Origin of the sequence: Tenacibaculum geojense (assembly GCF_042676005.1) — a bacterium.
Classification (GTDB): domain Bacteria; phylum Bacteroidota; class Bacteroidia; order Flavobacteriales; family Flavobacteriaceae; genus Polaribacter; species Polaribacter geojense.
The window spans coordinates 33,359-54,507 of sequence record NZ_JBHTJR010000045.1 but is presented as its reverse complement, the minus strand read 5'-3'; the positions used below and the strand labels follow the sequence as shown (position 1 = coordinate 54,507).

The following is a 21,149-nucleotide window of genomic DNA, read 5'->3' as shown; positions in this document are numbered from 1 at the left end:
ACAACAATTGATCAAGAACTTCATAAGTTTGTAATCCATAATTATCAATATAATTTGTTTATGCTAATAGTTCTGACTTCAGAAAAAAAGATACAAAATGAAGCAGCACTTTTAAACCAACTTTTCGAAGAAGGTTTAGAAGTGTTGCATTTAAGAAAACCAAGTTTTTCTGTTGATGAATATCGACGATTACTTAATGAAATAGATCCGAGGTTTTATAATAGAGTTATGATTCATCAATTTCATGATTTATGTACAGAATTTGTTTTAAAAGGAATACATATTCAAGAACAGCCTAGAATCGATTTACAAGAAAGACTAGAAGGTTATGTATCTATTTATATGTCAGAAGGGTTTAAGGTCAGCAGTTCTTTCCATGATCCGAAGGTGTTGAAAGAATGTGATATCAACTTTGATTATCATTTACTAAGTCCCGTTTTTTCTTCTATATCTAAAAAAGGGTACGAAGGAAAAGGGTTTGATGTAAATTCCATTACCAAAGAAATCATTGGAATGGGAGGAGTAAATGCTGACACAATTCCAGAAGTTTTTAAATTAGGATATTCAGGAATTGGTGTTTTAGGAGGTGTTTGGAATTCAGAAAATCCAATACATAGTTTTAAAGAAATTAATCAACAATACAACAAAGTGTATTTGTAGTTTTTACACATGAATAATCATCAATACATTTTAACAATCGCAGGTTTGGATCCTTCCAGCGGAGCAGGTTTAACATCAGACCTTAAAACTTTTGACGCTCACGGATTGTATGGTTTGTCTGTGTGTACGGCCATTACCGTTCAAAATGATATTGATTTCAAACATTGTGTTTGGACTGATGAAGAAATCATTTTAGCACAAATAGCATGTTTATTGGATCGTTTTTCTATTAATACCGTCAAGATTGGAATTGTTCCTTCTTGGAAAATAGCGTTATCGATTGTGATTTTATTAAAAAAGCACAATCCTGAAATTACCATTGTTCTAGACCCTGTATTAAAAGCAACCGCAGGATTTACATTTCACTCAAATGATGATTATTCGGTCTTTGAGCAAGTGATATCGCATTGCTCATACATCACTCCGAATTATGAAGAGTTGAAAGCAATTTTTCCAGATAAAAATATTGATCAAACTATTGAGGCATTGGCTGAATTAACAAATGTATATGTGAAAGGCGGACATAGATTGGATAAACCTGGTTGGGATGAATTATATTACAATAAAATTGTTAAAATGAATATTCCACCTGCAGTTGATAATGTGTATCAAAAACATGGAAGCGGTTGTGTGTTATCATCAGCATTAGCGGCAAATTTAGCGTTGTCAATTCCTATGGAAGATGCGTGCAAAAACGCTAAATATTACACAGAACAATTTTTAAATTCCAATAAAACATTATTAGGAACTCATTCATTCAAAGCCAGAAAAAATGATTAGTAAACTACACTATATTTCACAAGGAAACACTCCAGAAGAGCATTTACAGCATATACAAAATGCCTGTACAGCAGGAGCGGAATGGGTTCAATTACGACTCAAAAATGTTTCTGAAACGGTTGTTTTACAAACTGCTGAAAAAGCTCGTGAAATAACGAGTCATTTTCAAACACGTTTAATTATCAACGATCATTATAAAATAGCCAAAGAGGTAAAGGCGGATGGTGTTCATTTGGGGAAAACGGATACGTGTCCGTTAGTAGCAAGAGAATATCTTGGGAAATTATATACTATTGGAGGAACAGCCAATACACTAGAAGATTGTCAAGTATTAATTAACAAAAAGGTAGATTATATTGGTTTAGGACCATTTCGATTTACCACAACCAAAGAAAATTTAAGTCCGGTTTTAGGAACTGTAGGTTATAAAGTCATTCTAGAGGAATTACAATCTGACATTCCAGTTATTGCTATTGGGGGAATTATACTTGAAGATGTTTCTGAATTGGTAAACACAGGAATACATGGAATTGCAGTTTCAGGAGAAATTACCAAGAATTTTAATTCCATATCAAAGTTTCATCAAAAGCTACAGTCTGGAAGTGCTCAAGAGCAAGTGTACAAGTTACCAAAAAGGTAAACAAAACAACAAACAACATGAATCAAACATTACAAATAGCTGATAAAACATTTACTTCTCGTTTATTTACAGGAACAGGTAAGTTCAGTTCTTCAAATTTAATGGAAGAAGCCTTAATAGCTAGTGAAAGTGAACTAGTAACGGTAGCTTTAAAGCGTGTAGATGTTCAAAATGAAGAAGATGATATTTTAACTCATTTAAGTCATCAACGAATTAACTTATTACCCAATACATCTGGAGTTAGAAATGCGAAAGAAGCTGTTTTTGCTGCGGAATTATCTCGTGAAGCTTTAGAAACGAATTGGGTAAAACTAGAAATTCATCCAGATCCAAAATATTTATTGCCTGATCCAATAGAAACGTTAAAGGCAGCTGAGGAATTGGTAAAAAAAGGATTTGTAGTTATGCCATACATTCACGCAGATCCTGTTTTATGCAAACGTTTGGAAGAAGTAGGAATACAATGTGTAATGCCACTCGGAGCTCCAATAGGAAGTAATAAAGGGTTAAAGACTCTAGAATTTCTTGAAATTATTATTGAACAATCTAATGTCCCAGTTATAGTTGATGCAGGAATAGGTTCTCCCTCTCACGCCGCTCATGCCATGGAAATTGGAGCTGATGCTGTTTTGGTGAATACCGCAATTGCCGTTTCTCAAAATCCTATTGCTATGGCGAAAGCCTTTAAAATGGCTGTAGAATCAGGAAGAATGGCATACGAGGCTAAGTTAGCCCCCATTAAAAATCATGCAGAGGCAAGTAGCCCGTTAACATCGTTTTTAAGTTAATTATAAATGAATACTTTCGTAAATACTTTCGATAATTATGATTGGGATTCAGTAATGCAAGATATTCTTTCTAAAACATCATTGGATGTAGAAAGAGCTTTATCCGCTTCAAAAAGAGATGTAGAAGATTTCAAAGCATTAATTTCTCCTGCGGCAAAGCCGTATTTGGAAAAAATGGCACAATTGAGCAATCAATTAACCAAAAAACGTTTTGGAAACACTATTCAAATGTATGCTCCCATGTATTTGAGTAACGAATGCCAGAATATTTGTACGTATTGCGGATTCAGTTTTACCAACAAAATTCCAAGGAGAACACTAACTGACGAAGAAATTATTCAAGAAGCTTTATTTTTGAAGAAGAAAGGTTATGATCATATTTTATTAGTAACTGGCGAAGCGAATAGAACTGTCGGAGTTGATTATATTAACAAGGCAATTCAATTAATAAAACCGTATTTTTCAAATATTACAATTGAAGTTCAGCCGTTAGACCAAGATGAATATGAACTGCTCATACAAAACGGATTATACGCAGTATTGGTTTATCAAGAAACCTATCATAAAGAAGAATACAAAAAGCATCATCCGAAAGGGAAAAAATCTAATTTTGAATATCGTTTAGAAACTCCTGATAGACTCGGAAAGGCAGGAATTCATAAAATTGGATTAGGAGCTTTGTTTGGTTTGGAAGATTGGCGAGCTGATAGTTTTTTTACAGCCTTACACTTAAAATATTTGCAAAAGCAATACTGGAAAACGAAGTATTCTATATCTTTCCCAAGATTACGTCCGCATTCAGGAGGTTTAGAGCCAAAAGTTGAAATGACAGACTCAGATTTGGTACAGTTAATCTGTGCCTATCGATTGTTTGATGAAGATGTAGAGTTGTCTATTTCCACCAGAGAGAGTGAAGTCTTTCGTAATCATATTGTACAATTAGGAGTTACTTCTATGAGTGCTGAGTCAAAAACAAACCCAGGAGGTTATTCTGTAGAACCACAATCTCTTGAACAATTTGAAATTTCTGATGAACGATCTACGTCAGAAATTACTGAGATGCTACAAAAACAAGGTTTAGAAGTAGTTTGGAAAGATTGGGAACATTTTAGTTAAGCCAAAAAAATATGTTAACATCGGAGGAAAAACAACAATATAATCGTCATTTAATTTTAAACGAAATAGGTGAAAACGGACAGCTTTTACTAAAAAAAGCTAAAGTTTTAGTGATTGGTACTGGTGGTTTAGGATGTCCTGTGTTGCAATATTTAACAGCTGCTGGAGTTGGGAATATTGGAATTATTGATGATGATGTGGTTGATCAATCGAATTTACAACGTCAAATTTTATATACCGTAGACGATATCGGTAAATCAAAAGCAATAACTGCCGCCGAACGATTGTCTAAATTGAATCCATTTGTCAATTTCAAGGTATATAACGAACAATTGAATTCGGTAAATGCACTTTCAATTTTTAAAGAGTTTGATATTATTGTAGATGGAAGCGATAATTTTGAAACTAGGTATTTGTCAAATGATGCCGCAGTTCTTTCTGGAAAACCTTTGGTATATGGATCTATTTTTAAGTTTGAAGGACAAGTAAGTGTTTTTAATTACAAGAACAGTGCAACCTACAGATGTTTGTATCCAACACCACCAAAACCTGGAGATGTTCCCAATTGTTCAGAAATTGGTGTGATGGGCGTTTTGCCTGGAATAATTGGTAGTTTACAAGCTAATGAAGTTATTAAAATAGTTTGTGGGATAGGAGAGGTTTTAGCGAACAAATTGATGATGTTTGATGTGTTATCCATGCGTCAATTTACTGTTAAATATTCAAAATCATTAGAAGCTGAGGTTAAAAAGCTACACGATAATTATGCTGTTTTTTGTGGTATTCCTCAAATAGATAAAGAAATTACGTTAACTGAATTAGAAAGTAATAGAGACGATTATAATTTATTAGATGTTAGAGAAAATTGGGAGCGTAAAGAGAAGCATATCGGAGGAATTCATATCCCATTAGGAGAACTTCCAAATCGATTAAATGAAATTGATATAGACAAGCCTGTTGTGGTGTATTGTAAATCAGGTATGCGAAGTAAAAGAGCTATAGAATTATTGAGAACTAAATTTTTACAGACAGATTTTATTAATTTAAAGAATGGTTTGTCAAATTAGTATGTTTTTTTTGAAGATTTCAAAATAAAGCTCGATTTTTGCGCCAATAAAACAACCATACATTGAAACAAACAACCAATACCATATTAATGATTCGTCCTGTAGGTTTCAGGATGAATGAGCAAACTGCAGTAAATAATTATTATCAAAAGGTTTTAGAGAATGTACTACCATCAACGGTAAATGCAAAAGCCCAAGAAGAATTTGATAATTATGTGGAGAAGCTTAAGAGTTACGGAGTAAATGTTATTGTTGTTTCAGATACGGTAGAAACAGATACTCCAGATTCTATTTTTCCGAATAACTGGATTTCTTTTCATCAAGATGGAACGGTAGCTTTATATCCAATGTTTGCTGAAAATCGTCGTTTAGAAAGAAGAGAAGATATTTTAGATATTTTAGAAGAACAAGGTTTTCTTATTGAAAATGTAGTAGATTATACTTCCGCAGAAGCATCAGATGTGTTTTTAGAAGGAACAGGAAGTTTGTTGTTAGATCGTGAGAATAAAAAAGCGTACTGTGCGCTTTCACCGAGAGCCGATGAAGAATTATTCATCGAGTTTTGTGAAGATTTCGAGTATACCCCAGTTGTATTTACGGCCAATCAAACAGTCAATGGAGAGCGAAAAGCAATTTATCACACTAATGTTATGATGTGTTTAGCTGAAACTTTCGCTGTGATTTGTTTGGATTGTATTGATGATAAGAAAGAGCGAAAAAATGTGGTGAAGCAGTTAAAAGAAGATGGTAAAGAAGTAATTACCATTACGGAAGATCAGGTTAATAATTTCGCTGGAAATATGTTGCAAGTAAGAGGAGCTAATGATGAGCGTTTTCTAGTAATGAGTCAAGCTGCTTATGATTGTTTATCGAAAGATCAAATCAATAAAATTGAAAAACATTGTAAAATTATATCAAGTTCCTTAGATGTTATCGAAGGATGCGGTGGAGGAAGTGCTCGCTGTATGATGGCGGAGGTTTTTCTCCCTAAAGCATAAGATATTTATTTAAAAGCCTGTTTATAAACAGGCTTTTGTATTTTTAAAATATTAAAACTGTATCTTTCTGCTATGAATTTACTACTATTAGCAATAGCACCTATTGTTATAATTATTTTATATATCTATTTAAAAGATACTTTAGATAAAGAACCTATAAAATTATTATTGATAAATTTTATTTTAGGAGCTTTTGTAAGTGTATTAATAACATTAGTATTAGGATATTTTTTAGATAAAACTTTTCCAGTAACAAATGCACAAAACATTTATCAAATATTTATAAAAGCATTTGTAGTTGTTGGTTTTACAGAAGAATTTTCAAAGTATGTTATTTTGAAACTTTACGCACAACCACATAAAGAATTTGATGAACCTTATGACGGTATTATGTACGCAGTAATGGTTTCTATGGGGTTTGCAATGTTAGAAAATATACTGTATGTATTTAAATACGGATTTCAAACTGGTATTACTCGAGCTTTTACAGCAGTACCTGCTCATGCAACATTTGCAATATTAATGGGATATTTTATGGGAAAGGCGAAGTTTTCAAATAATAGAGCCTATTATAATTTATTAGGACTATTTATAGCCACTGTTTTTCATGGAGCATATGACTTTTTTCTATTTATAAATTACATTCCAGGTATATCTGTGGGAGCATTTTTGTCTTTATTTTTAGGGTTCTTTTTAGCAAACAAGGCAATAAAAATTCATCAAACTCATAAAAGTTTAGTAGAGTAATAATAACTGTGACTTTTTAGATAAAATTGTGTCATATATATGTAAAGCAATTAAAAATCCTCAATTACATTAATATATATGAAATCTTTTATTACAACTATAATATTTCTTTTGATGACTTTATCAGCCACAAATTCATTTGCTCAAACAATTGATTCAAGAAATAAAGTTGAGTTTATAGATGAATCATCATCAACAAGTAATTTAAACGCTATTAAAGCTATTGTTAAAGAAACTCCTAAAGGAAGTATTAAGATTAAAAGTTTAGAAAAAGAACCTGTAAAAACATCAAAAAAAGTAATTTCAACCAAAAAAGGACAAGATATATCTGTAGCTGATTTAGAAAAGATTGCAAATCAAAGATCTAACATGCGCTACAGAAATGTAAGGAAAAGATCCAACAAATGTTTTGTTGAAAATGCTGATTGTAAAAAAAAGTAACAAAAAATTAACATATTTCTTTTCTAGTTACATAATTTTTTGTTATCTTTAGTTCGCTAAATAGATAATAATATTTTAGCTTTTCATAATTTTTAAAGTCCCCTAAAAATGAAAAAAGCAAATGTAATTAAAGTAGCAATGCTATTGCTATTTTTTGCAAGTCAATCCCTACTTGCACAATCAGACTCCAGAAGGCAGTTGGATTTAGGTCCGGAGCAATCTTCAGGAAGCAACTTAAACTCAATTAAGGTTGTTTCTGACAAGGAGAAGGCTTCAATTAAGATTAAATCTTTCAACTACAAAGGTAAAGGAACCCCTAAGAAAGTTAAGAGTACTAAGAAAGGTCAAGACTTGTCTCTTGAAGACTTAGAGAAATTAGTTCAGCAAAAAACGAACTTACGTTATAGAAATAAAAGAAATAAACCTATTCCTGAAAAATGTTTCAAAGAAGAAACGGACTGTGATAAGTCAAGTAAAGAGAAAAAGGAATAATCAGAAAAGCGCCCCTTCAAAGGCGCTTTTCTGGATTTTATATGTATGTTTATTATTTTAAAGCTTCCTTAACAACACTACCGGTATTTCCGTTAGGAAATTCTATATCTAATAAACTGCACATTGTAGGCGCAATATCTATAATACTATAGTTTTTATTAGATTTTCCCTTTTTAATTCCGTTACCATAAAATATAATCGGTACATGTGTATCATATGAATAAGCAGAACCGTGCGTTGATCCTTTTTTGGAATAACTTATGGTAGCAGGTGAAGGAATTAATAAAACATCACCAGAAAACTTTTGATTATATCCGTTTTGCAAAGCGTGTAAAAGGCCTTTGTCAAAATAGGCACTTTGTAAAGTTTCTGCTGTTACAGACTTATATATACCTTGATAATTTATAACCTCAGATGCTATTACTTTTGTAACTTCTGTATAAGATAATTTTAATTCTTTAAGTCTTTGTTTATTAAGAAAAATTTGAAAATTAGAGATGTTTTCTACTAAATCATCAGCATTAAAATACTCTTTAGTTATACTGTTAATGTATTCATTAAATTTTTTATAGCTAAAATAACCAGCAGGTATTTTTACAGATTGTAAGTAAGAAGGTACTTGAACTGCAGCATGATCTGCTGTTAAAAATAAGGTGTAATTACCGCGACCAACTTCTTTATCTAAAAAGTTAAAAAAGTCTTCTAAATCTTTATCTAGTCTTAGGTAAGTATCTTCAATTTCTTTTGAATCAACCCCAAATTGGTGTCCAACATAATCTGTAGATGAAAAACTAACCGCTAAAAAATCTGTAGTTTTATTTTTACCTAACTGTTCACCTTTTATAGCAGCTTTAGCAAAATCTACAGTAAAAGTATTACCTGCAGGTATGGCTTTTAAAATACTAAAGTTGTTATTTTTACCTCGTAAAGCTGGAATGTCATGAGGAAAAACAGGTTTTTCTTCACCTTTAAAGGTCTCTTCATAATTATTATCATCAGCAATACTCTCTGAGTAAGTATTTATATCGTATAAAGTTTCCCAAGGTTTCTTTAATAATTCATCAGCTCTTCCAGAGTTGTTAAATTCATTCACCCAATTTGGTAAGTTATCTTGGTAGAATGTAGATGATATCCATTGACCTTTACTACCTCCATCATACCAATAAGCAGCATTTGCAGTATGACCAGCAGGTAAAATGGCAGATCTATCTTTAATAGCAATTCCAATAGTTTTTCCTTGCATTTGTTGTGCTAATTTTAACTGATCAGTTATTGTGGTAGTTTGCATCCTGTAAGGAGATTTTTTCCCGCCATCACCATCGTTACCAACTGTGTTATATTTTGAATCATTTACACAGTAAATAGATTGTTTTTCATATTTATCATACCAGTTATTTCCTATAATACCGTGATTATTTGGTGTAGTACCAGTATAAATAGATGTATGACCAACAGCTGTATAGGTTGGGATGTAATTATAATGGGCATTTTCTAAAGAAAACCCATTAGAAAGTAAGCGTTTAAATCCGCCATTTCCATATTTGTCTTCAAAACGAGTTAAATAATCATAACGCATTTGATCAACAACAATACCTACCACTAATTTAGGTTTATTAGGTTTTTTGGTATTGATTTTACAAGCTAATGTGCTAAACAATAGTATGTAAAGTAAATAAGCTTTTTTCATGAAGTATCTTGTTATTTTGCTCCAAAAGTACGTAAAATAGTATGTTTAGCTTTTAATTAATGTTAATTTAATAAGATATTTTAATTTTTCATCTCTTTTAATATTCTTTACTACCTTAGCAAAAAAGTACATATTGTTACATGAACTATATTGAGCATATTGGAAAGTATTTTGTAATGCTTAAACAAGTATTTAAAAAACCTCAAAGAGCCCGTGTTTTTAAAGAGGTATTGTTTAGAGAAATAGAAGAGTTAGGTATAAAGTCTCTAGGTATAATAGCTTTTATATCCTTTTTTATAGGAGGTGTAATAGCCTTACAAACAGCCTTAAATTTAGAAAGTCCCTTTATACCAAGATCATTAATAGGATTTGCAGCTAAGAGATCTATAATATTAGAATTTGCGCCTACTTTTTGTTCCATTATTTTAGCAGGAAAAGTAGGTTCATACATAACTTCAAGTATTGGCACAATGCGTGTTACCGAACAAATAGATGCATTAGAGATTATGGGAATAAACTCTTTAAACTATTTGGTTTTGCCAAAAATTATAGCTACTATTTTCTTTTATCCTTTTTTAATTGTGTTAGCTATGTTTTTAGGAATTTTAGGTGGTTGGGTAGCTGGCGTATTGTCTGGACTATTTTCTGGAGCCGACTATGTAATTGGAGTACAAACAGATTTTAACCCGTTTTTAATTACTTATGCACTCATAAAAACATTAGTTTTTGCCTTTTTAATAGCAACAGTTCCGTCGTATCATGGTTATTATGTAAAAGGAGGATCTTTAGAAGTTGGTAAGGCTAGTACACAATCGGTGGTTTGGACCATAGTAATTATTGTAATTGCTAATTATTTCTTAACGCAAATGCTATTAACGTAATGATAAATGTTAACGATATTCATAAAGGCTTTGGTGATGTAACGGTATTAAAAGGAATATCAACATCTTTTGAAGCTGGTAAAACAAGTTTAATTATAGGTTCGTCTGGAGCCGGAAAAACAGTATTCTTAAAAAGTTTACTTGGTTTACATACACCAGAAAAAGGAACTATTGTTTACAATGGTAAAATTAATACCGAAATGTCTATAGAAGACAAAAGAGAATTTAGAAAGGAACTTGGAATGGTATTTCAAGGAAGTGCACTTTTTGACTCTCAAACGGTGGAAGAAAACGTAATGTTTCCTTTAAAAATGTTTACTCAAAATACAGTGGAAGAAATGTTAGAACGAGTAAATTTTGTTTTGAAGCGAGTAAACCTTGAAAACTCTAACTATAAATTTCCAGCAGAATTATCAGGAGGTATGCAAAAAAGAGTTGCCATTGCAAGAGCCATCGTAATGAATCCAAAATATTTATTTTGTGATGAACCAAATTCAGGATTAGATCCGCGTACTTCTATATTAATCGATAATTTGATTAAAGAGATTACAGAAGAGTATAAGATAACAACTGTGATTAATACTCATGATATGAATTCTGTTATGGAAATAGGTGATAAGATTGTTTTTTTGAAAGATGGATTGAAAGCTTGGGAAGGAAGCAGCAAAGAAATTTTTAAAACAGAGAACCAGGCAGTGGTAGATTTTGTGTATTCTTCTAATTTATTTAAAAAAGTAAGAGAAGCTTATTTAAAAGAATAAAAAATAAAATATTGATTTTTAGGAGGTAATAAATTAACCTTAATTTTTTTTAAAATTTCTTTTAAAAAATGTTTGCAGAACCAAAATAAGCCACTATATTTGCACCCGCAAACAGTGAAACACAAATGACCGGGTAGCTCAGTTGGTAGAGCATCTCCCTTTTAAGGAGAGGGTCCTGGGTTCGAGCCCCAGCCCGGTCACTAAGCTTCTCTACAGAGAAGCTTTTTATTTGAAACTTTTGGGGAGATTCCAGAGCGGCCAAATGGGACGGACTGTAACTCCGTTGTCTTTCGACTTCGCAGGTTCGAATCCTGCTCTCCCCACAATTTCAATTTATTTAGGGGATTTGAAAAAGCATCTGCATTAAACAGATGCTTTTTTATTTCTTAACATTTACTTGTTTATTGAAAGTTTGTTTTTGTTGAACAAAACGTATCTTTGTTGATAAAACTCATTATCATGATAAGATCATTATCTACCCTAATCTTATTTTTTATAAGTCTCTTGGTTATTAGTCAAGAAACAGGTATTGTTAAAGGAAAAGTAATAGACGCTAAAACTCGAGAGGTTTTACCTTTTGTAAATGTTTTAATAACCGGAACCCAAATTGGAGCAGCTTCAGATGAAAACGGAGTTTTTGAAATAAAGAATGTTCCTGTGGGGTATGTAAATCTTCAAGCATCATTTGTAGGTTATGATTCTGAAACCACCCAAAGTTATTTAGTAACCAAAGAAAAAATACCTTTTGTACTGATAGAGTTAACTGAAAATTCGAATACCTTAGATGAGGTAGTAGTAAGCTCTCCTTTGTTTAAAAGAACAGCAGAAAGTCCATTATCGGTTCAAAGTTTAGGAGTAGAAGAAATTGAAAAGAACCCTGGAGGTGATAGAGATGTTTTAAAGGTAATTCAGTCCTTTCCAGGTGTAGCATCAAATCCTGGATTTAGAAATGACATCATAATTAGAGGAGGGGCAACTTCAGAAAATAAATTTTATGTAGATGGAATAGAAGTTCCAGTAATTAATCACTTTCAAACTCAGGGAGCCTCTGGTGGACCTGTAGGTATTATCAACACAGATTTAATTAGGAATGTAAGTTTTTATTCAAGTGCTTTTCCGGCTAATAGAGGAAATGCATTAAGTTCTGTAATAGAGTTTACTCAAAAAACCGGTAGTTCAAATCAGTTTGAAGGGAGAGCAACTTTAGGTACTTCAGATGCAGGAATTACCTTACAAGGTCCGCTATCTAAAAATACCACTATAATTGCATCTGCAAGACAGTCATATCTTCAATTTTTATTCAAGTTAATTAAGTTACCTTTTTTACCAACGTATAATGATTTTCAACTAAATATTAAATCTAAAATAACGGATAAAAATGAAATCTCAATTTTTGGTTTAGCAGCTATAGATGATTTTGAATTAAATCAAGAAGTTAATGATGGAGTTACAGATGAAGAAACTTTAAAAAGAAATAGATATGTTTTAGCTAATATTCCTGTACAAACACAATGGAATTATACTTTGGGTACTTCTTACAAACACTATGGTAAAAACAGCACACAAACTTTTGTGTTAAGTAGAAATGAATGGAAAAATGAAGCTATAAAATATCTTGATAACACCTATGAGCCTCAAGATTTATTATTTAATTATGAGTCTAAAGAGATAGAAAATAAATTTCGTTTTGAAAATGATTGGCGATTATCAAACGGTATCAATGTTAATTTTGGTGTAGGTTTACAACAGGCTACTTATCAAAATGCAACTTTTCAGCGTTTCGCTAATGCTGATGGAGAGCAGTTGTTTAACTTCGATTCTGAGTTTTCAATGTTTAAATATGCATTGTTTGGTCAAGCATCTAAAAAAGTATTTAATAATAAATTACAGTTATCAATTGGTTTTAGGACGGATGCAAATAATTATAATGAAGACATGGAAAACCCATTTAACCAGTTTTCTCCAAGATTTTCTTTCTCATATAAAATGGCTGATCGCTTGTATTTAAATGGATCTGTGGCAAAGTATTATCAATTACCTGCTTATACAATTTTAGGTTTTAGAGATAATAATAATACATTAGTAAATAAGCCCAATGTAAAATATATCTCATCAAATCATACGGTTGGAGGTCTTGAATTTAGAGCAGACACGAATACTAAATTCACTTTTGAAGGTTTTTATAAGCAGTATGATGATTATCCTTTTTCTATTAAAGATAATATTAGTTTAGCTAATTTAGGAGCAGATTTTGGAATAATTGGTAATGAGGCAGTAATATCTAACAATCAGGGGAGAGCTTATGGTTTTGAATTACTAGCGCAAAGAAGATCAATTAATGGTTTATATGGAATTGCTTCATACACATTTGTTAAAAGTGAATTTAAAGATGCGTTGGGTAATTTTGTGCCATCTACTTGGGATAATAGACATTTACTTACTTTAACTGCTGGAAAAAAACTAAAACGAAATTGGGAGATAGGAGCAAAATTTAGATTAGTAGGAGGTAGGCCTTATACTCCTTATGATTATGAAAATTCAGCCATTATAGAGAATTATAATATCAATAATCGTGGTATTTTAGATTTTACACAGCTTAATACAGAGCGTTTTGATACGTTTACCCAATTAGATGTTAGAGTGGATAAAACCTGGTACTTTAAAAAGTTTGCCCTTAACTTTTATGTAGATGTTCAAAATGTTTACGCTTCAGTTACGCAGCAGCAATCTATTTTACTTCCTTTATTAGATAATAATGGAAATAGAATTATAGATCCTAACGATAATTCAAAGTATTTATTAGAAGAAATTGATAATTCTGATGGTAATGCTTTACCTAGATTTGGATTTATTGTTGACTTTTAAAATGTATTTATTATTTGAGTATATTTGATACTATCAATAATAATATAAATGGATAATAACAAAGAAAAGGAAACCGTTGCAACACCTTCAGAAGCAGGTACAGATGCAACAAAAAAAGAAATAACGAAAGATGCTCAAGGCTTATTTCAAAATATAAAAACGTTTTTATTTGAACTTTTAGATTTTAGAAACGATACCGATCAAGAAGCAACTATAGAGGCTATTAAACAAGATATCTCTTTTAAAGGAGCAACAGCTTGGATTTTAATATGTTCAATTTTTGTAGCATCTATAGGTTTAAATGCTAATTCTACAGCAGTGGTAATTGGAGCCATGTTAATATCTCCGCTAATGGGACCAATATTAGGTATTGGAATGTCATTAGCCATTAATGATATTGATACTTTACGAAAGTCATTAATCAACTTAGTTATTATGATTGTACTAAGTTTATTAACAGCTTTTACATTTTTTTATCTTTTTCCATTAAGTGAAGATACTTCGGAGTTGTTAGGTCGTGTAAGGCCAGATATCAGAGATGTGTTAATAGCATTTTTTGGTGGTTTAGCGTTAATAATTGCAAGAACAAAAAAAGGAACCATCGCTTCGGTAATTTTTGGAGTAGCTATTGCAACAGCCTTAATGCCACCGTTATGTACTGCTGGTTATGGTTTAGCTAAGGGTAATTTAATATACTTTTTGCAAGCTTTATATTTGTTTACCATTAATACTATTTTTATTGCTTTAGCAACATTTTTAGTACTGAAGTTATTGCGTTTCACCATGATTCGTTATGTGAATTCAGCAAAACGTAAAAGAACGGCTCAATTAGCTTCATTAGTAGCATTAGTGGTAATGATACCTGCTTTTTTAACTTTTATGCAAGTTTATAGAGAGAACGGAATAAATACCCAATTAGCAGAATTTTTAAGAAATGAAATCAAATTGAATCCTTCATATCAATTATTAGATGACTCTTTTATTATGGAATCAAAAGAGTTACAATTAAGTTTCTTTAATGAAATATCTGAAGGGGAAGTAAATTCATTAAAAAATAGTTTAATGACTGATCCTCGTTACAGTAATTTAAAGGATATAAAATTAAGTATCAAAGGAAGTAATACAAAAAGCTTCGATTTAATATCAAGTGCTTATACGGATGCAAGGGAAGAGTTAGAACAAAATAAAAATATTATTTCTGGTTTAAATAAAGAAATAGAGGACTTAAAACAAACGATTTCTTCTTTAAATCAACGTATCGATAAAACCGAAAAAGATAGAAATGCTCAGTATATCCCATTTAGTACAGTAGCTAAAGACGCTAAAATTAGATATAACGATATTCTAGAAATTAGTTTTTCTAAAGTATTAAGTACAAAAGATTTTATAAAAGTGGATACCATGCCTGAAATGATTATAAAATGGAGTAAAAAACTTTCTGAAACTGATAGAAAAAAGAAACAAAAAGAATTGCAATTATGGTTGCAGAAAGAGTTAAAGTTAGATACTCTTCTAATTAAATAAATAAAAAAAGGTTTGGCTATACAAAGTCAAACCTTTTTTGTATTCAAGTTATAAATATCTTTTTAATAAAGTATTTTGTTACTTTGATTATAGTTTATCAAAGTAGAGACTTTTAATTATACCGTCTGATAATCCAATTTTTGGCACATATATTTTACGAGCATTACTCCACTTCATTGCAGATAAATAAATTTTAGTTGCAGGAACTATAACATCTGCTCTATCAGGATTTAAACTTAATTCAGAAATGCGTTCTGAGTAGCTCATTTTTTTTAGAAATTGATATTGAGCATTTAAGTAAATATAAGAAATTGGTTTTCCTATCTCTCTGCCAGACATTTTAAAGATCTTGTTGATATTACCACCAGATCCTATTAAGCTAATTCGTTTTAAATCTTTAGTATTGGTCTTAATCCATTCTTCAACTTTTTTGAAGATTTTTTTATTTTTCTCTTTAGAATTATTTATTAATCTAACAGTACCAATTTTAAATGATTTTGAGTTAATAATTTTGCCTTTTGAGAATACGGTAAATTCAGTACTACCTCCACCAACATCTACGTATAAATAGGTATCGTCAGAGTTTATTAGATTGTTTAAATCGGTAAAAGAGATAATTGCAGCTTCTTTTTTACCGTCAATAATATCAATATTAATACCTGTTTTTTCTAATATTTCAGTACTAACTTCCTGACCGTTTTCTGCTTCACGCATTGCAGATGTAGCACAAGCTTTGTAGCGCTCTACCCCGTGTACAGACATAAGTAGGTTAAATGCTTTCATGGCATCTAGCATTCTGTTTTTATTACTATCAGAAATTTTTCCATCCACAAAAACATCTGCACCTAAACGAATAGGTACACGTATTAAAGAAGATTTTTTAAACTTAGGTTCTTTATCTTTCTCTTCAATAACGTTGGCTATTAGTAAGCGTATTGCGTTAGATCCTACATCAATGGCTCCGTACTTCTTTATCTTCAAGGGTAAAATTATTTATGATATTTAGGAAACTCTACTAAAACAGTTGTTCCTTTTTTAATGTCTTTCCAATGTTTTTCTTTAAATTCTATACCTACTACACCACAGGTTGTAACATGAGCTATAGGTTTGTTACCAAACTTATTTACAAACGTGTTTATTCCGTGGTCATGACTAAAAATAATGGCGCTATCAAAACTATCATCTAAAGCTTTTACTGTTTTTACTAAGTATCCATCGCTAAAACTATAGAGTTGCTTACTAATTTTTAAGTTAGCTAATGGATACGCAAAATTTTCACAAAAAATAATACCAGTATGTAAAGCTCTGTTAGCGCTACTTGATATGAAAATATCTGGTCGTTTTATATTTTTTGCTAAGTATTTAGATATTAAATGAGCGTCATTAATTCCTCTTTCTTTAAGAGGTCTGTCATGATCTTTTACACTGCTATAATTCCAAGATGATTTAGCGTGTCTTACAATATAAATTGTTTTCATTTAGTTTTAAAGATGATTCAAATATAAATATTAAGGAGCTAAACGTTCAATTTTCCAAGAAAAATCTTTTTGTAAGCTGTATCGAATTCTGTCGTGCATTCGGTTGGGTCTTCCTTGCCAAAACTCAATAGAAATAGGATTAACTATAAAACCACCCCAATGAGGAGGTCTTGGTATTTCTGTATTTTGATATTTCTTCTCATATTTCTCTAAGTTGTCAATCAAGGTTTCTTTGTTAGGTACAACTTCACTTTGGTTTGAAGCCCAAGCTCCTAATTTACTTCCATCTGGTCTCGATTCAAAGTATCCGTCAGATAAATTATCAGCTATTTTTTTTGCAGTTCCTTTAATAATAATCTGTTGTTCTAAACCAGGCCAGAAAAATGATAAGCATACATGGTTATTGTAGCTTATGGCTTTTCCTTTTTCGGAGTTATAATTGGTGTAAAATATAAATCCTTCATGCGTGTATTTTTTTAATAAAACCACTCTATTTTTAGGAAAACCATCATTGCCAATTGTAGCAATATTCATGGCGTTGGCCTCATCAACCATTTCAGATTCATCAGCATTTAAAAACCAGTCTCTAAATAGTTCAATAGGATTATCAGGACAATTGGTTTCTAAAAGTTCAAATTTGTCATAAGACTTTCTGTAATCACTTAAATCATGCGACATAATCACTAATATTTATAAAGTAAAATTACAACAATATATACAATTCATCGGTGTTTTTTTACAACTCGGTTTTTCTTTTTAGGCTTTTTTTTTAATCGCCATCATATTTGTAGTGATAAAAAATAAACCAATGAAACCACTAATTACTATTTTTACACTATTAATCACATTTTTAAGTATTGCTCAAACAACTATTACAGGTAAGGTAACAGATCCAAAAGGAATTGCAATTGAGGGAGCAAATGTTTATTTAAAAGGGACTTATGACGGTACTTCAACTAATGAGAAAGGAGAGTTTAGTTTTGAAACACACGAGATAGGCAAGCAAACTTTGGTGGTTTCTTTTATCTCTTTTGAAACATTTTTCAAATCAAATGATGTATCTCAATTATCTAATTTAAAAATTAAATTAAAGGAAGATGTTAACACATTAGATGCTGTTTTAATTAATGCAGGAAGCTTTGAAGCAGGAGATAATGCAAAAGTTACGGCTTTAAAACCTTTAGATGTTGTTACAACTGCAAGTGCTTTAGGAGATGTAATAGGCGCTTTTCAAACTTTACCAGGAACTTCGGCAAATGATGATGATGGTCGATTATTTGTTAGAGGAGGAGATGCTGAAGAAACACAAATTTTTGTGGATGGATTGCGTGTGTTTACTCCATATTCTCCAACAGCCAATAATATTCCAACCCGAGGAAGATTTTCTCCTTTTTTATTCAAAGGAATGACTTTTTCTACAGGAGGTTATTCTGCAGAGTACGGTCAGGCTTTGTCTGGCGTGTTAACTTTAAATACTATTGATCAACCAGATCAAGAAAAAACAGAAATTCAATTAATGACTGTTGGTGCTGGTATAGGGAATACTCAAATTTGGGGCAAAAATTCATTCAGTATTAATACTTCTTATATAAACCTAGCTCCCTATTTGTGGGCGTATTCTGATAGAAATACTTGGAACAAACCTTTTGAAGGGTTTAGCGGAGAAATGGTTTATAGATATAAGCCCAATGATGATGCTTTGTTAAAACTTTACGGAGCCTACAGCGGAACACGCTTTGATGTAATTCAACAAGATATAAATTTTAACAACGGATTTAGATTTGGTTTACAAAACCATAACATGTATGTGAATGGATCATACTCTCAACAGCTAAATGATAATTGGAATGTTTCTGGAGGGTTCAGTTTTACTCATGATAATTCAGATATTAATCTACAACAAGATATAGTTGATAATCAAGAGAATGCTTTGCATGCTAAAATTAAATTAAAAAAGCATTTTTCAAATCGTTTTAAATTAAGTTTTGGAGCAGAGTTATTTAGTAGGGTATTTGAAGAAATATATGAGTCCAATCAGGGTTCTTTGTATAAAAATCAATTCACAAATAACTTATTAGCAACATTTGCAGAATCGGATGTTTACTTTTCTAAAAAGTTAGCTGCAAAATTGGGTGTTAGAGTAGAGAAAAATTCATTGTTAAATCAATTTACTTTTTCTCCAAGAGTTTCTTTAGCCTACAAATCAGGTAAAAATTCACAGTTTTCTATGGCATACGGTCAGTTTTATCAAGACCCAAAGAATGATTACATAAAGTTTGATTCTAATTTACAATCAGAGAACGCTCAACATTATATTTTAAATTATCAATTCGTAAAAAATAAACAAATTTTAAGAGTTGAAGGTTATTACAAATCATATGATGATTTGGTCAAATATTCTGGAGATTTTGCTGGAGCTACCTCAAATTATAATAATTCAGGAAACGGGTATGCAAAAGGTGTTGATGTATTTTGGCGAGATAGTAAAAATATTAAGAATTTAGATTATTGGGTATCGTATTCTTTATTAGATACTAAGAGAGATTATAGAAACTTTAGCTCAGAGGCAACTCCAAACTTTGCATCAAAACATAATATTTCTTTAGTAGGAAAATATTGGATAGATGCCTGGAAAACACAACTTGGTTTTTCATATACTTTTGCTTCGGGTAGGTCATATACAAATCCTAATAAAAACGGATTTTTAAATCAACAAACAAAAAACTATAACAGCTTAAGTTTAAATGCAGCCTATTTGATTAGTCCGCAAAAAATACTGTACTTTTCGGTGAACAATGTGTTAGGTACTCAAAATGTTTTTGGATATAATTATAAAAATGAAGCTAATGCTGATGGGGTTTATGAAAGACAGGCAATTGTACCTAATGCAGATCGTTTTTTCTTTGTTGGTTTCTTTTGGTCTATCAGTAAAGATAAAAAAAGTAATCAGTTAAATAATTTATAAATAATTACAACTGAGTAATAAAATTCAACAGTTCGGTAAAGTAATTGATAAAACTAACTTAAATCAATAGATATTTACAGTATAAAAATAAAAAAACTATGCAACGATTCATTTTATTAGCAGCCTTTTACGTATTAAGTTTTATAAAAGGTTACGCACAAGACGCTCACAGTATAACAGTTAATTTTAAAGGCTTAGAAGCAAATAAAGGAGATGTGTATGTAGCTTTATACAATACCGAAGCCTCTTTTTTAAAAACGCCTTTTAAAGGAGCTATTGTTAAGGTAAACAATTTAAAAGCCACTGCTGTTTTTGAAAATATTCCAGCTGGTGAATATGCTATTTCAGCTTTTCATGATGAAAATGATAATAAAAAAATGGATACACGAATTTTTGGGATTCCAAAAGAACCAATAGCAATTTCAAATGATGCCAAAGGTTTTATGGGGCCTCCAAAATATAATGACGCAAAGTTTACGGTTGATGAAGACAAGAATTTAACGGTTAAATTTAATTAACATGAAAAAAATTATAGGAATATTAGTTTTAATGGTTTCTGTAACTGTTACAGCGCAAAGCAAGTATGAAAAAGGAATGCAAAAAGCATTCAGTTTATGGCAAGCAAATAAAATTACGGAAGCTTCACAACTATTTGAAAGAATAGCAAATGCAGAAAAACAAAATTGGCTTCCGGCATATTATGTGGCAACTATCGAAATTACCAGTAGTTTTGGAGTAAAAGAAGAAGCTGTATTAGATGCTAAATTAAAAAAAGCTCAAACTTTTTTAGATAAAGCAAGTGCTATTTCTCCTAAAAACCCTGAAATTATTATCAATCAGGCTTTATTAAATACGGCTTACATAGCTTTTGATGGACAGAAATATGGAATGACATTATCTCAGAAAAACAATCAATTATATAGTGAAGCCCTTAGTTTAGCACCTAAAAATCCGCGGGTAATTTTAGGAAAAGCAGAATGGGATATGGGAGCAGCTCAGTTTTTTGGGCAATCTACAGAACCTTATTGTAAAGATGTTGTAAAAGCTTTAGCCTTATTTGAAGAAGAAAAGTTACCTAAATTCTATCCGTCTTACGGAAAACAAAGAGCTGAGGAAATTATTAAAAAATGTAAAAGCTAATGTGAAACGAACTCAATTGAGTTCGTTTTTTTTGAGGTTATATCAATATAAAATAAACTTATTATAGTAAGTTGTGTACTTTTTAAGTCCTTGTTATTTTTACACAAAAGAAGATTCAA

General features: G+C 31.1%; 21 protein-coding genes and 2 tRNA genes. 19 read left to right on the top strand and 4 right to left on the bottom strand.

The window, feature by feature from the left end; all coding sequences use genetic code 11:
- Window positions 1-60: 60 nt before the first annotated feature.
- From ACFQ1U_RS07705 to ACFQ1U_RS07660, 10 genes are all read left to right on the top strand, one after another.
- Window positions 61-660 (top strand): thiamine phosphate synthase, encoded by a 600-nt coding sequence (locus tag ACFQ1U_RS07705; RefSeq protein WP_386107001.1) that lies wholly within the window; start codon window positions 61-63, stop codon window positions 658-660.
- Window positions 661-669: 9 nt separating this feature from the next.
- The gene (locus tag ACFQ1U_RS07700; protein WP_386106999.1) at window positions 670-1,440 is read left to right on the top strand and encodes a hydroxymethylpyrimidine/phosphomethylpyrimidine kinase; all 771 of its coding nucleotides are present in this window, start codon (window positions 670-672) and stop codon (window positions 1,438-1,440) included.
- Window positions 1,433-2,080, top strand: coding sequence for a thiamine phosphate synthase (thiE, locus tag ACFQ1U_RS07695; RefSeq protein WP_386106997.1), 648 nt, complete (start codon window positions 1,433-1,435; stop codon window positions 2,078-2,080). The genes ACFQ1U_RS07700 and thiE overlap by 8 nt, the downstream gene beginning before the upstream one ends.
- A 17-nt stretch (window positions 2,081-2,097) precedes the next feature.
- On the top strand, window positions 2,098-2,868 hold the full coding sequence (locus ACFQ1U_RS07690; RefSeq protein WP_386106995.1) for a thiazole synthase: 771 nt from the start codon (window positions 2,098-2,100) through the stop codon (window positions 2,866-2,868).
- Between the two features lie 6 nt (window positions 2,869-2,874).
- Entirely contained in the window at window positions 2,875-3,984 is a 1,110-nt protein-coding gene (gene thiH, locus ACFQ1U_RS07685) for a 2-iminoacetate synthase ThiH (protein WP_386106993.1), read from the top strand.
- Window positions 3,985-3,995: 11 nt separating this feature from the next.
- Window positions 3,996-5,051 carry a molybdopterin-synthase adenylyltransferase MoeB gene (gene moeB, locus ACFQ1U_RS07680; protein ID WP_386106991.1) on the top strand — a complete coding sequence of 352 codons (1,056 nt, stop codon included), beginning with the start codon at window positions 3,996-3,998 and terminating at the stop codon, window positions 5,049-5,051.
- 62 nt (window positions 5,052-5,113) lie between these two features.
- The gene (gene ctlX / locus ACFQ1U_RS07675) at window positions 5,114-6,049 is read left to right on the top strand and encodes a citrulline utilization hydrolase CtlX (protein WP_386106989.1); all 936 of its coding nucleotides are present in this window, start codon (window positions 5,114-5,116) and stop codon (window positions 6,047-6,049) included.
- A gap of 72 nt (window positions 6,050-6,121) precedes the next feature.
- Entirely contained in the window at window positions 6,122-6,796 is a 675-nt protein-coding gene (locus tag ACFQ1U_RS07670; protein WP_386106987.1) for a PrsW family intramembrane metalloprotease, read from the top strand.
- A 78-nt stretch (window positions 6,797-6,874) separates the two neighbouring features.
- The gene (locus tag ACFQ1U_RS07665; RefSeq protein WP_386106985.1) at window positions 6,875-7,237 is read left to right on the top strand and encodes a hypothetical protein; all 363 of its coding nucleotides are present in this window, start codon (window positions 6,875-6,877) and stop codon (window positions 7,235-7,237) included.
- A gap of 108 nt (window positions 7,238-7,345) precedes the next feature.
- Window positions 7,346-7,729, top strand: coding sequence for a hypothetical protein (locus tag ACFQ1U_RS07660; protein WP_386106983.1), 384 nt, complete (start codon window positions 7,346-7,348; stop codon window positions 7,727-7,729).
- Between the two features lie 52 nt (window positions 7,730-7,781).
- On the opposite strand, the gene pafA is transcribed toward ACFQ1U_RS07660, so the two are convergent.
- Window positions 7,782-9,416, bottom strand: a complete 1,635-nt coding sequence (gene pafA / locus ACFQ1U_RS07655) for an alkaline phosphatase PafA (protein WP_386106981.1) — start codon at window positions 9,414-9,416, stop codon at window positions 7,782-7,784.
- A gap of 140 nt (window positions 9,417-9,556) precedes the next feature.
- Here pafA and ACFQ1U_RS07650 point away from each other — a divergent pair, with 140 nt between their 5' ends.
- From ACFQ1U_RS07650 to ACFQ1U_RS07625, 6 genes are all read left to right on the top strand, one after another.
- Complete coding sequence (locus ACFQ1U_RS07650) at window positions 9,557-10,297, top strand: MlaE family ABC transporter permease (RefSeq protein ID WP_386106979.1); 741 nt, start codon at window positions 9,557-9,559, stop codon at window positions 10,295-10,297.
- Window positions 10,297-11,058, top strand: coding sequence for an ABC transporter ATP-binding protein (locus ACFQ1U_RS07645; protein WP_386106977.1), 762 nt, complete (start codon window positions 10,297-10,299; stop codon window positions 11,056-11,058). The genes ACFQ1U_RS07650 and ACFQ1U_RS07645 overlap by 1 nt, the downstream gene beginning before the upstream one ends.
- 127 nt (window positions 11,059-11,185) lie before the next feature.
- A tRNA-Lys gene (locus tag ACFQ1U_RS07640) sits at window positions 11,186-11,258 on the top strand.
- A 40-nt stretch (window positions 11,259-11,298) separates the two neighbouring features.
- A tRNA-Tyr gene (locus tag ACFQ1U_RS07635) sits at window positions 11,299-11,381 on the top strand.
- A gap of 136 nt (window positions 11,382-11,517) precedes the next feature.
- Entirely contained in the window at window positions 11,518-13,923 is a 2,406-nt protein-coding gene (locus ACFQ1U_RS07630; protein WP_386106975.1) for a TonB-dependent receptor, read from the top strand.
- Window positions 13,924-13,971: 48 nt separating this feature from the next.
- Window positions 13,972-15,447 carry a DUF389 domain-containing protein gene (locus ACFQ1U_RS07625; protein WP_386106973.1) on the top strand — a complete coding sequence of 492 codons (1,476 nt, stop codon included), beginning with the start codon at window positions 13,972-13,974 and terminating at the stop codon, window positions 15,445-15,447.
- Window positions 15,448-15,534: 87 nt separating this feature from the next.
- Here the strand turns inward: ACFQ1U_RS07625 and ACFQ1U_RS07620 are convergent, their stop codons facing one another.
- The 3 genes from ACFQ1U_RS07620 to pdxH are packed head-to-tail and all read right to left on the bottom strand — an operon-like array spanning window position 15,535 to window position 17,603.
- Window positions 15,535-16,428 (bottom strand): Ppx/GppA phosphatase family protein, encoded by an 894-nt coding sequence (locus ACFQ1U_RS07620; protein ID WP_386106971.1) that lies wholly within the window; start codon window positions 16,426-16,428, stop codon window positions 15,535-15,537.
- A gap of 8 nt (window positions 16,429-16,436) precedes the next feature.
- Window positions 16,437-16,925 carry a SixA phosphatase family protein gene (locus ACFQ1U_RS07615; RefSeq protein WP_386106969.1) on the bottom strand — a complete coding sequence of 163 codons (489 nt, stop codon included), beginning with the start codon at window positions 16,923-16,925 and terminating at the stop codon, window positions 16,437-16,439.
- Between the two features lie 30 nt (window positions 16,926-16,955).
- The gene (pdxH, locus tag ACFQ1U_RS07610) at window positions 16,956-17,603 is read right to left on the bottom strand and encodes a pyridoxamine 5'-phosphate oxidase (RefSeq protein ID WP_386106967.1); all 648 of its coding nucleotides are present in this window, start codon (window positions 17,601-17,603) and stop codon (window positions 16,956-16,958) included.
- Window positions 17,604-17,733: 130 nt separating this feature from the next.
- On the opposite strand from pdxH, the gene ACFQ1U_RS07605 reads away from it, so the two are divergent.
- The 3 genes from ACFQ1U_RS07605 (at window position 17,734) to ACFQ1U_RS07595 (ending at window position 21,030) form a co-directional block, all read left to right on the top strand.
- Complete coding sequence (locus ACFQ1U_RS07605) at window positions 17,734-19,890, top strand: TonB-dependent receptor (protein ID WP_386106965.1); 2,157 nt, start codon at window positions 17,734-17,736, stop codon at window positions 19,888-19,890.
- A gap of 98 nt (window positions 19,891-19,988) precedes the next feature.
- Entirely contained in the window at window positions 19,989-20,408 is a 420-nt protein-coding gene (locus ACFQ1U_RS07600; protein ID WP_386106963.1) for a DUF2141 domain-containing protein, read from the top strand.
- Window position 20,409: 1 nt separating this feature from the next.
- Window positions 20,410-21,030 carry a tetratricopeptide repeat protein gene (locus tag ACFQ1U_RS07595; protein WP_386106961.1) on the top strand — a complete coding sequence of 207 codons (621 nt, stop codon included), beginning with the start codon at window positions 20,410-20,412 and terminating at the stop codon, window positions 21,028-21,030.
- The last annotated feature ends 119 nt before the right edge of the window (window positions 21,031-21,149 follow it).

Excerpts from the sequence above, each read along its gene's own strand:
- ACFQ1U_RS07660 (WP_386106983.1), top strand. The coding sequence starts at position 7,346 with ATGAAAAAAGCAAATGTAATTAAAGTAGCAATGCTATTGCTATTTTTT.
- ACFQ1U_RS07665 (WP_386106985.1), top strand. The coding sequence starts at position 6,875 with ATGAAATCTTTTATTACAACTATAATATTTCTTTTGATGACTTTATCA.
- pdxH (WP_386106967.1), bottom strand. The coding sequence starts at position 17,603 with ATGTCGCATGATTTAAGTGATTACAGAAAGTCTTATGACAAATTTGAA.
- ACFQ1U_RS07605 (WP_386106965.1), top strand. The coding sequence starts at position 17,734 with ATGAAACCACTAATTACTATTTTTACACTATTAATCACATTTTTAAGT.
- ACFQ1U_RS07670 (WP_386106987.1), top strand. The coding sequence starts at position 6,122 with ATGAATTTACTACTATTAGCAATAGCACCTATTGTTATAATTATTTTA.
- ACFQ1U_RS07615 (WP_386106969.1), bottom strand. The coding sequence starts at position 16,925 with ATGAAAACAATTTATATTGTAAGACACGCTAAATCATCTTGGAATTAT.
- ACFQ1U_RS07600 (WP_386106963.1), top strand. The coding sequence starts at position 19,989 with ATGCAACGATTCATTTTATTAGCAGCCTTTTACGTATTAAGTTTTATA.
- ACFQ1U_RS07700 (WP_386106999.1), top strand. The coding sequence starts at position 670 with ATGAATAATCATCAATACATTTTAACAATCGCAGGTTTGGATCCTTCC.
- ACFQ1U_RS07630 (WP_386106975.1), top strand. The coding sequence starts at position 11,518 with ATGATAAGATCATTATCTACCCTAATCTTATTTTTTATAAGTCTCTTG.
- ACFQ1U_RS07690 (WP_386106995.1), top strand. The coding sequence starts at position 2,098 with ATGAATCAAACATTACAAATAGCTGATAAAACATTTACTTCTCGTTTA.
- pafA (WP_386106981.1), bottom strand. The coding sequence starts at position 9,416 with ATGAAAAAAGCTTATTTACTTTACATACTATTGTTTAGCACATTAGCT.
- ACFQ1U_RS07595 (WP_386106961.1), top strand. The coding sequence starts at position 20,410 with ATGAAAAAAATTATAGGAATATTAGTTTTAATGGTTTCTGTAACTGTT.
- ACFQ1U_RS07625 (WP_386106973.1), top strand. The coding sequence starts at position 13,972 with ATGGATAATAACAAAGAAAAGGAAACCGTTGCAACACCTTCAGAAGCA.
- thiE (WP_386106997.1), top strand. The coding sequence starts at position 1,433 with ATGATTAGTAAACTACACTATATTTCACAAGGAAACACTCCAGAAGAG.
- moeB (WP_386106991.1), top strand. The coding sequence starts at position 3,996 with ATGTTAACATCGGAGGAAAAACAACAATATAATCGTCATTTAATTTTA.
- ACFQ1U_RS07650 (WP_386106979.1), top strand. The coding sequence starts at position 9,557 with ATGAACTATATTGAGCATATTGGAAAGTATTTTGTAATGCTTAAACAA.
- ACFQ1U_RS07645 (WP_386106977.1), top strand. The coding sequence starts at position 10,297 with ATGATAAATGTTAACGATATTCATAAAGGCTTTGGTGATGTAACGGTA.
- thiH (WP_386106993.1), top strand. The coding sequence starts at position 2,875 with ATGAATACTTTCGTAAATACTTTCGATAATTATGATTGGGATTCAGTA.
- ACFQ1U_RS07705 (WP_386107001.1), top strand. The coding sequence starts at position 61 with ATGCTAATAGTTCTGACTTCAGAAAAAAAGATACAAAATGAAGCAGCA.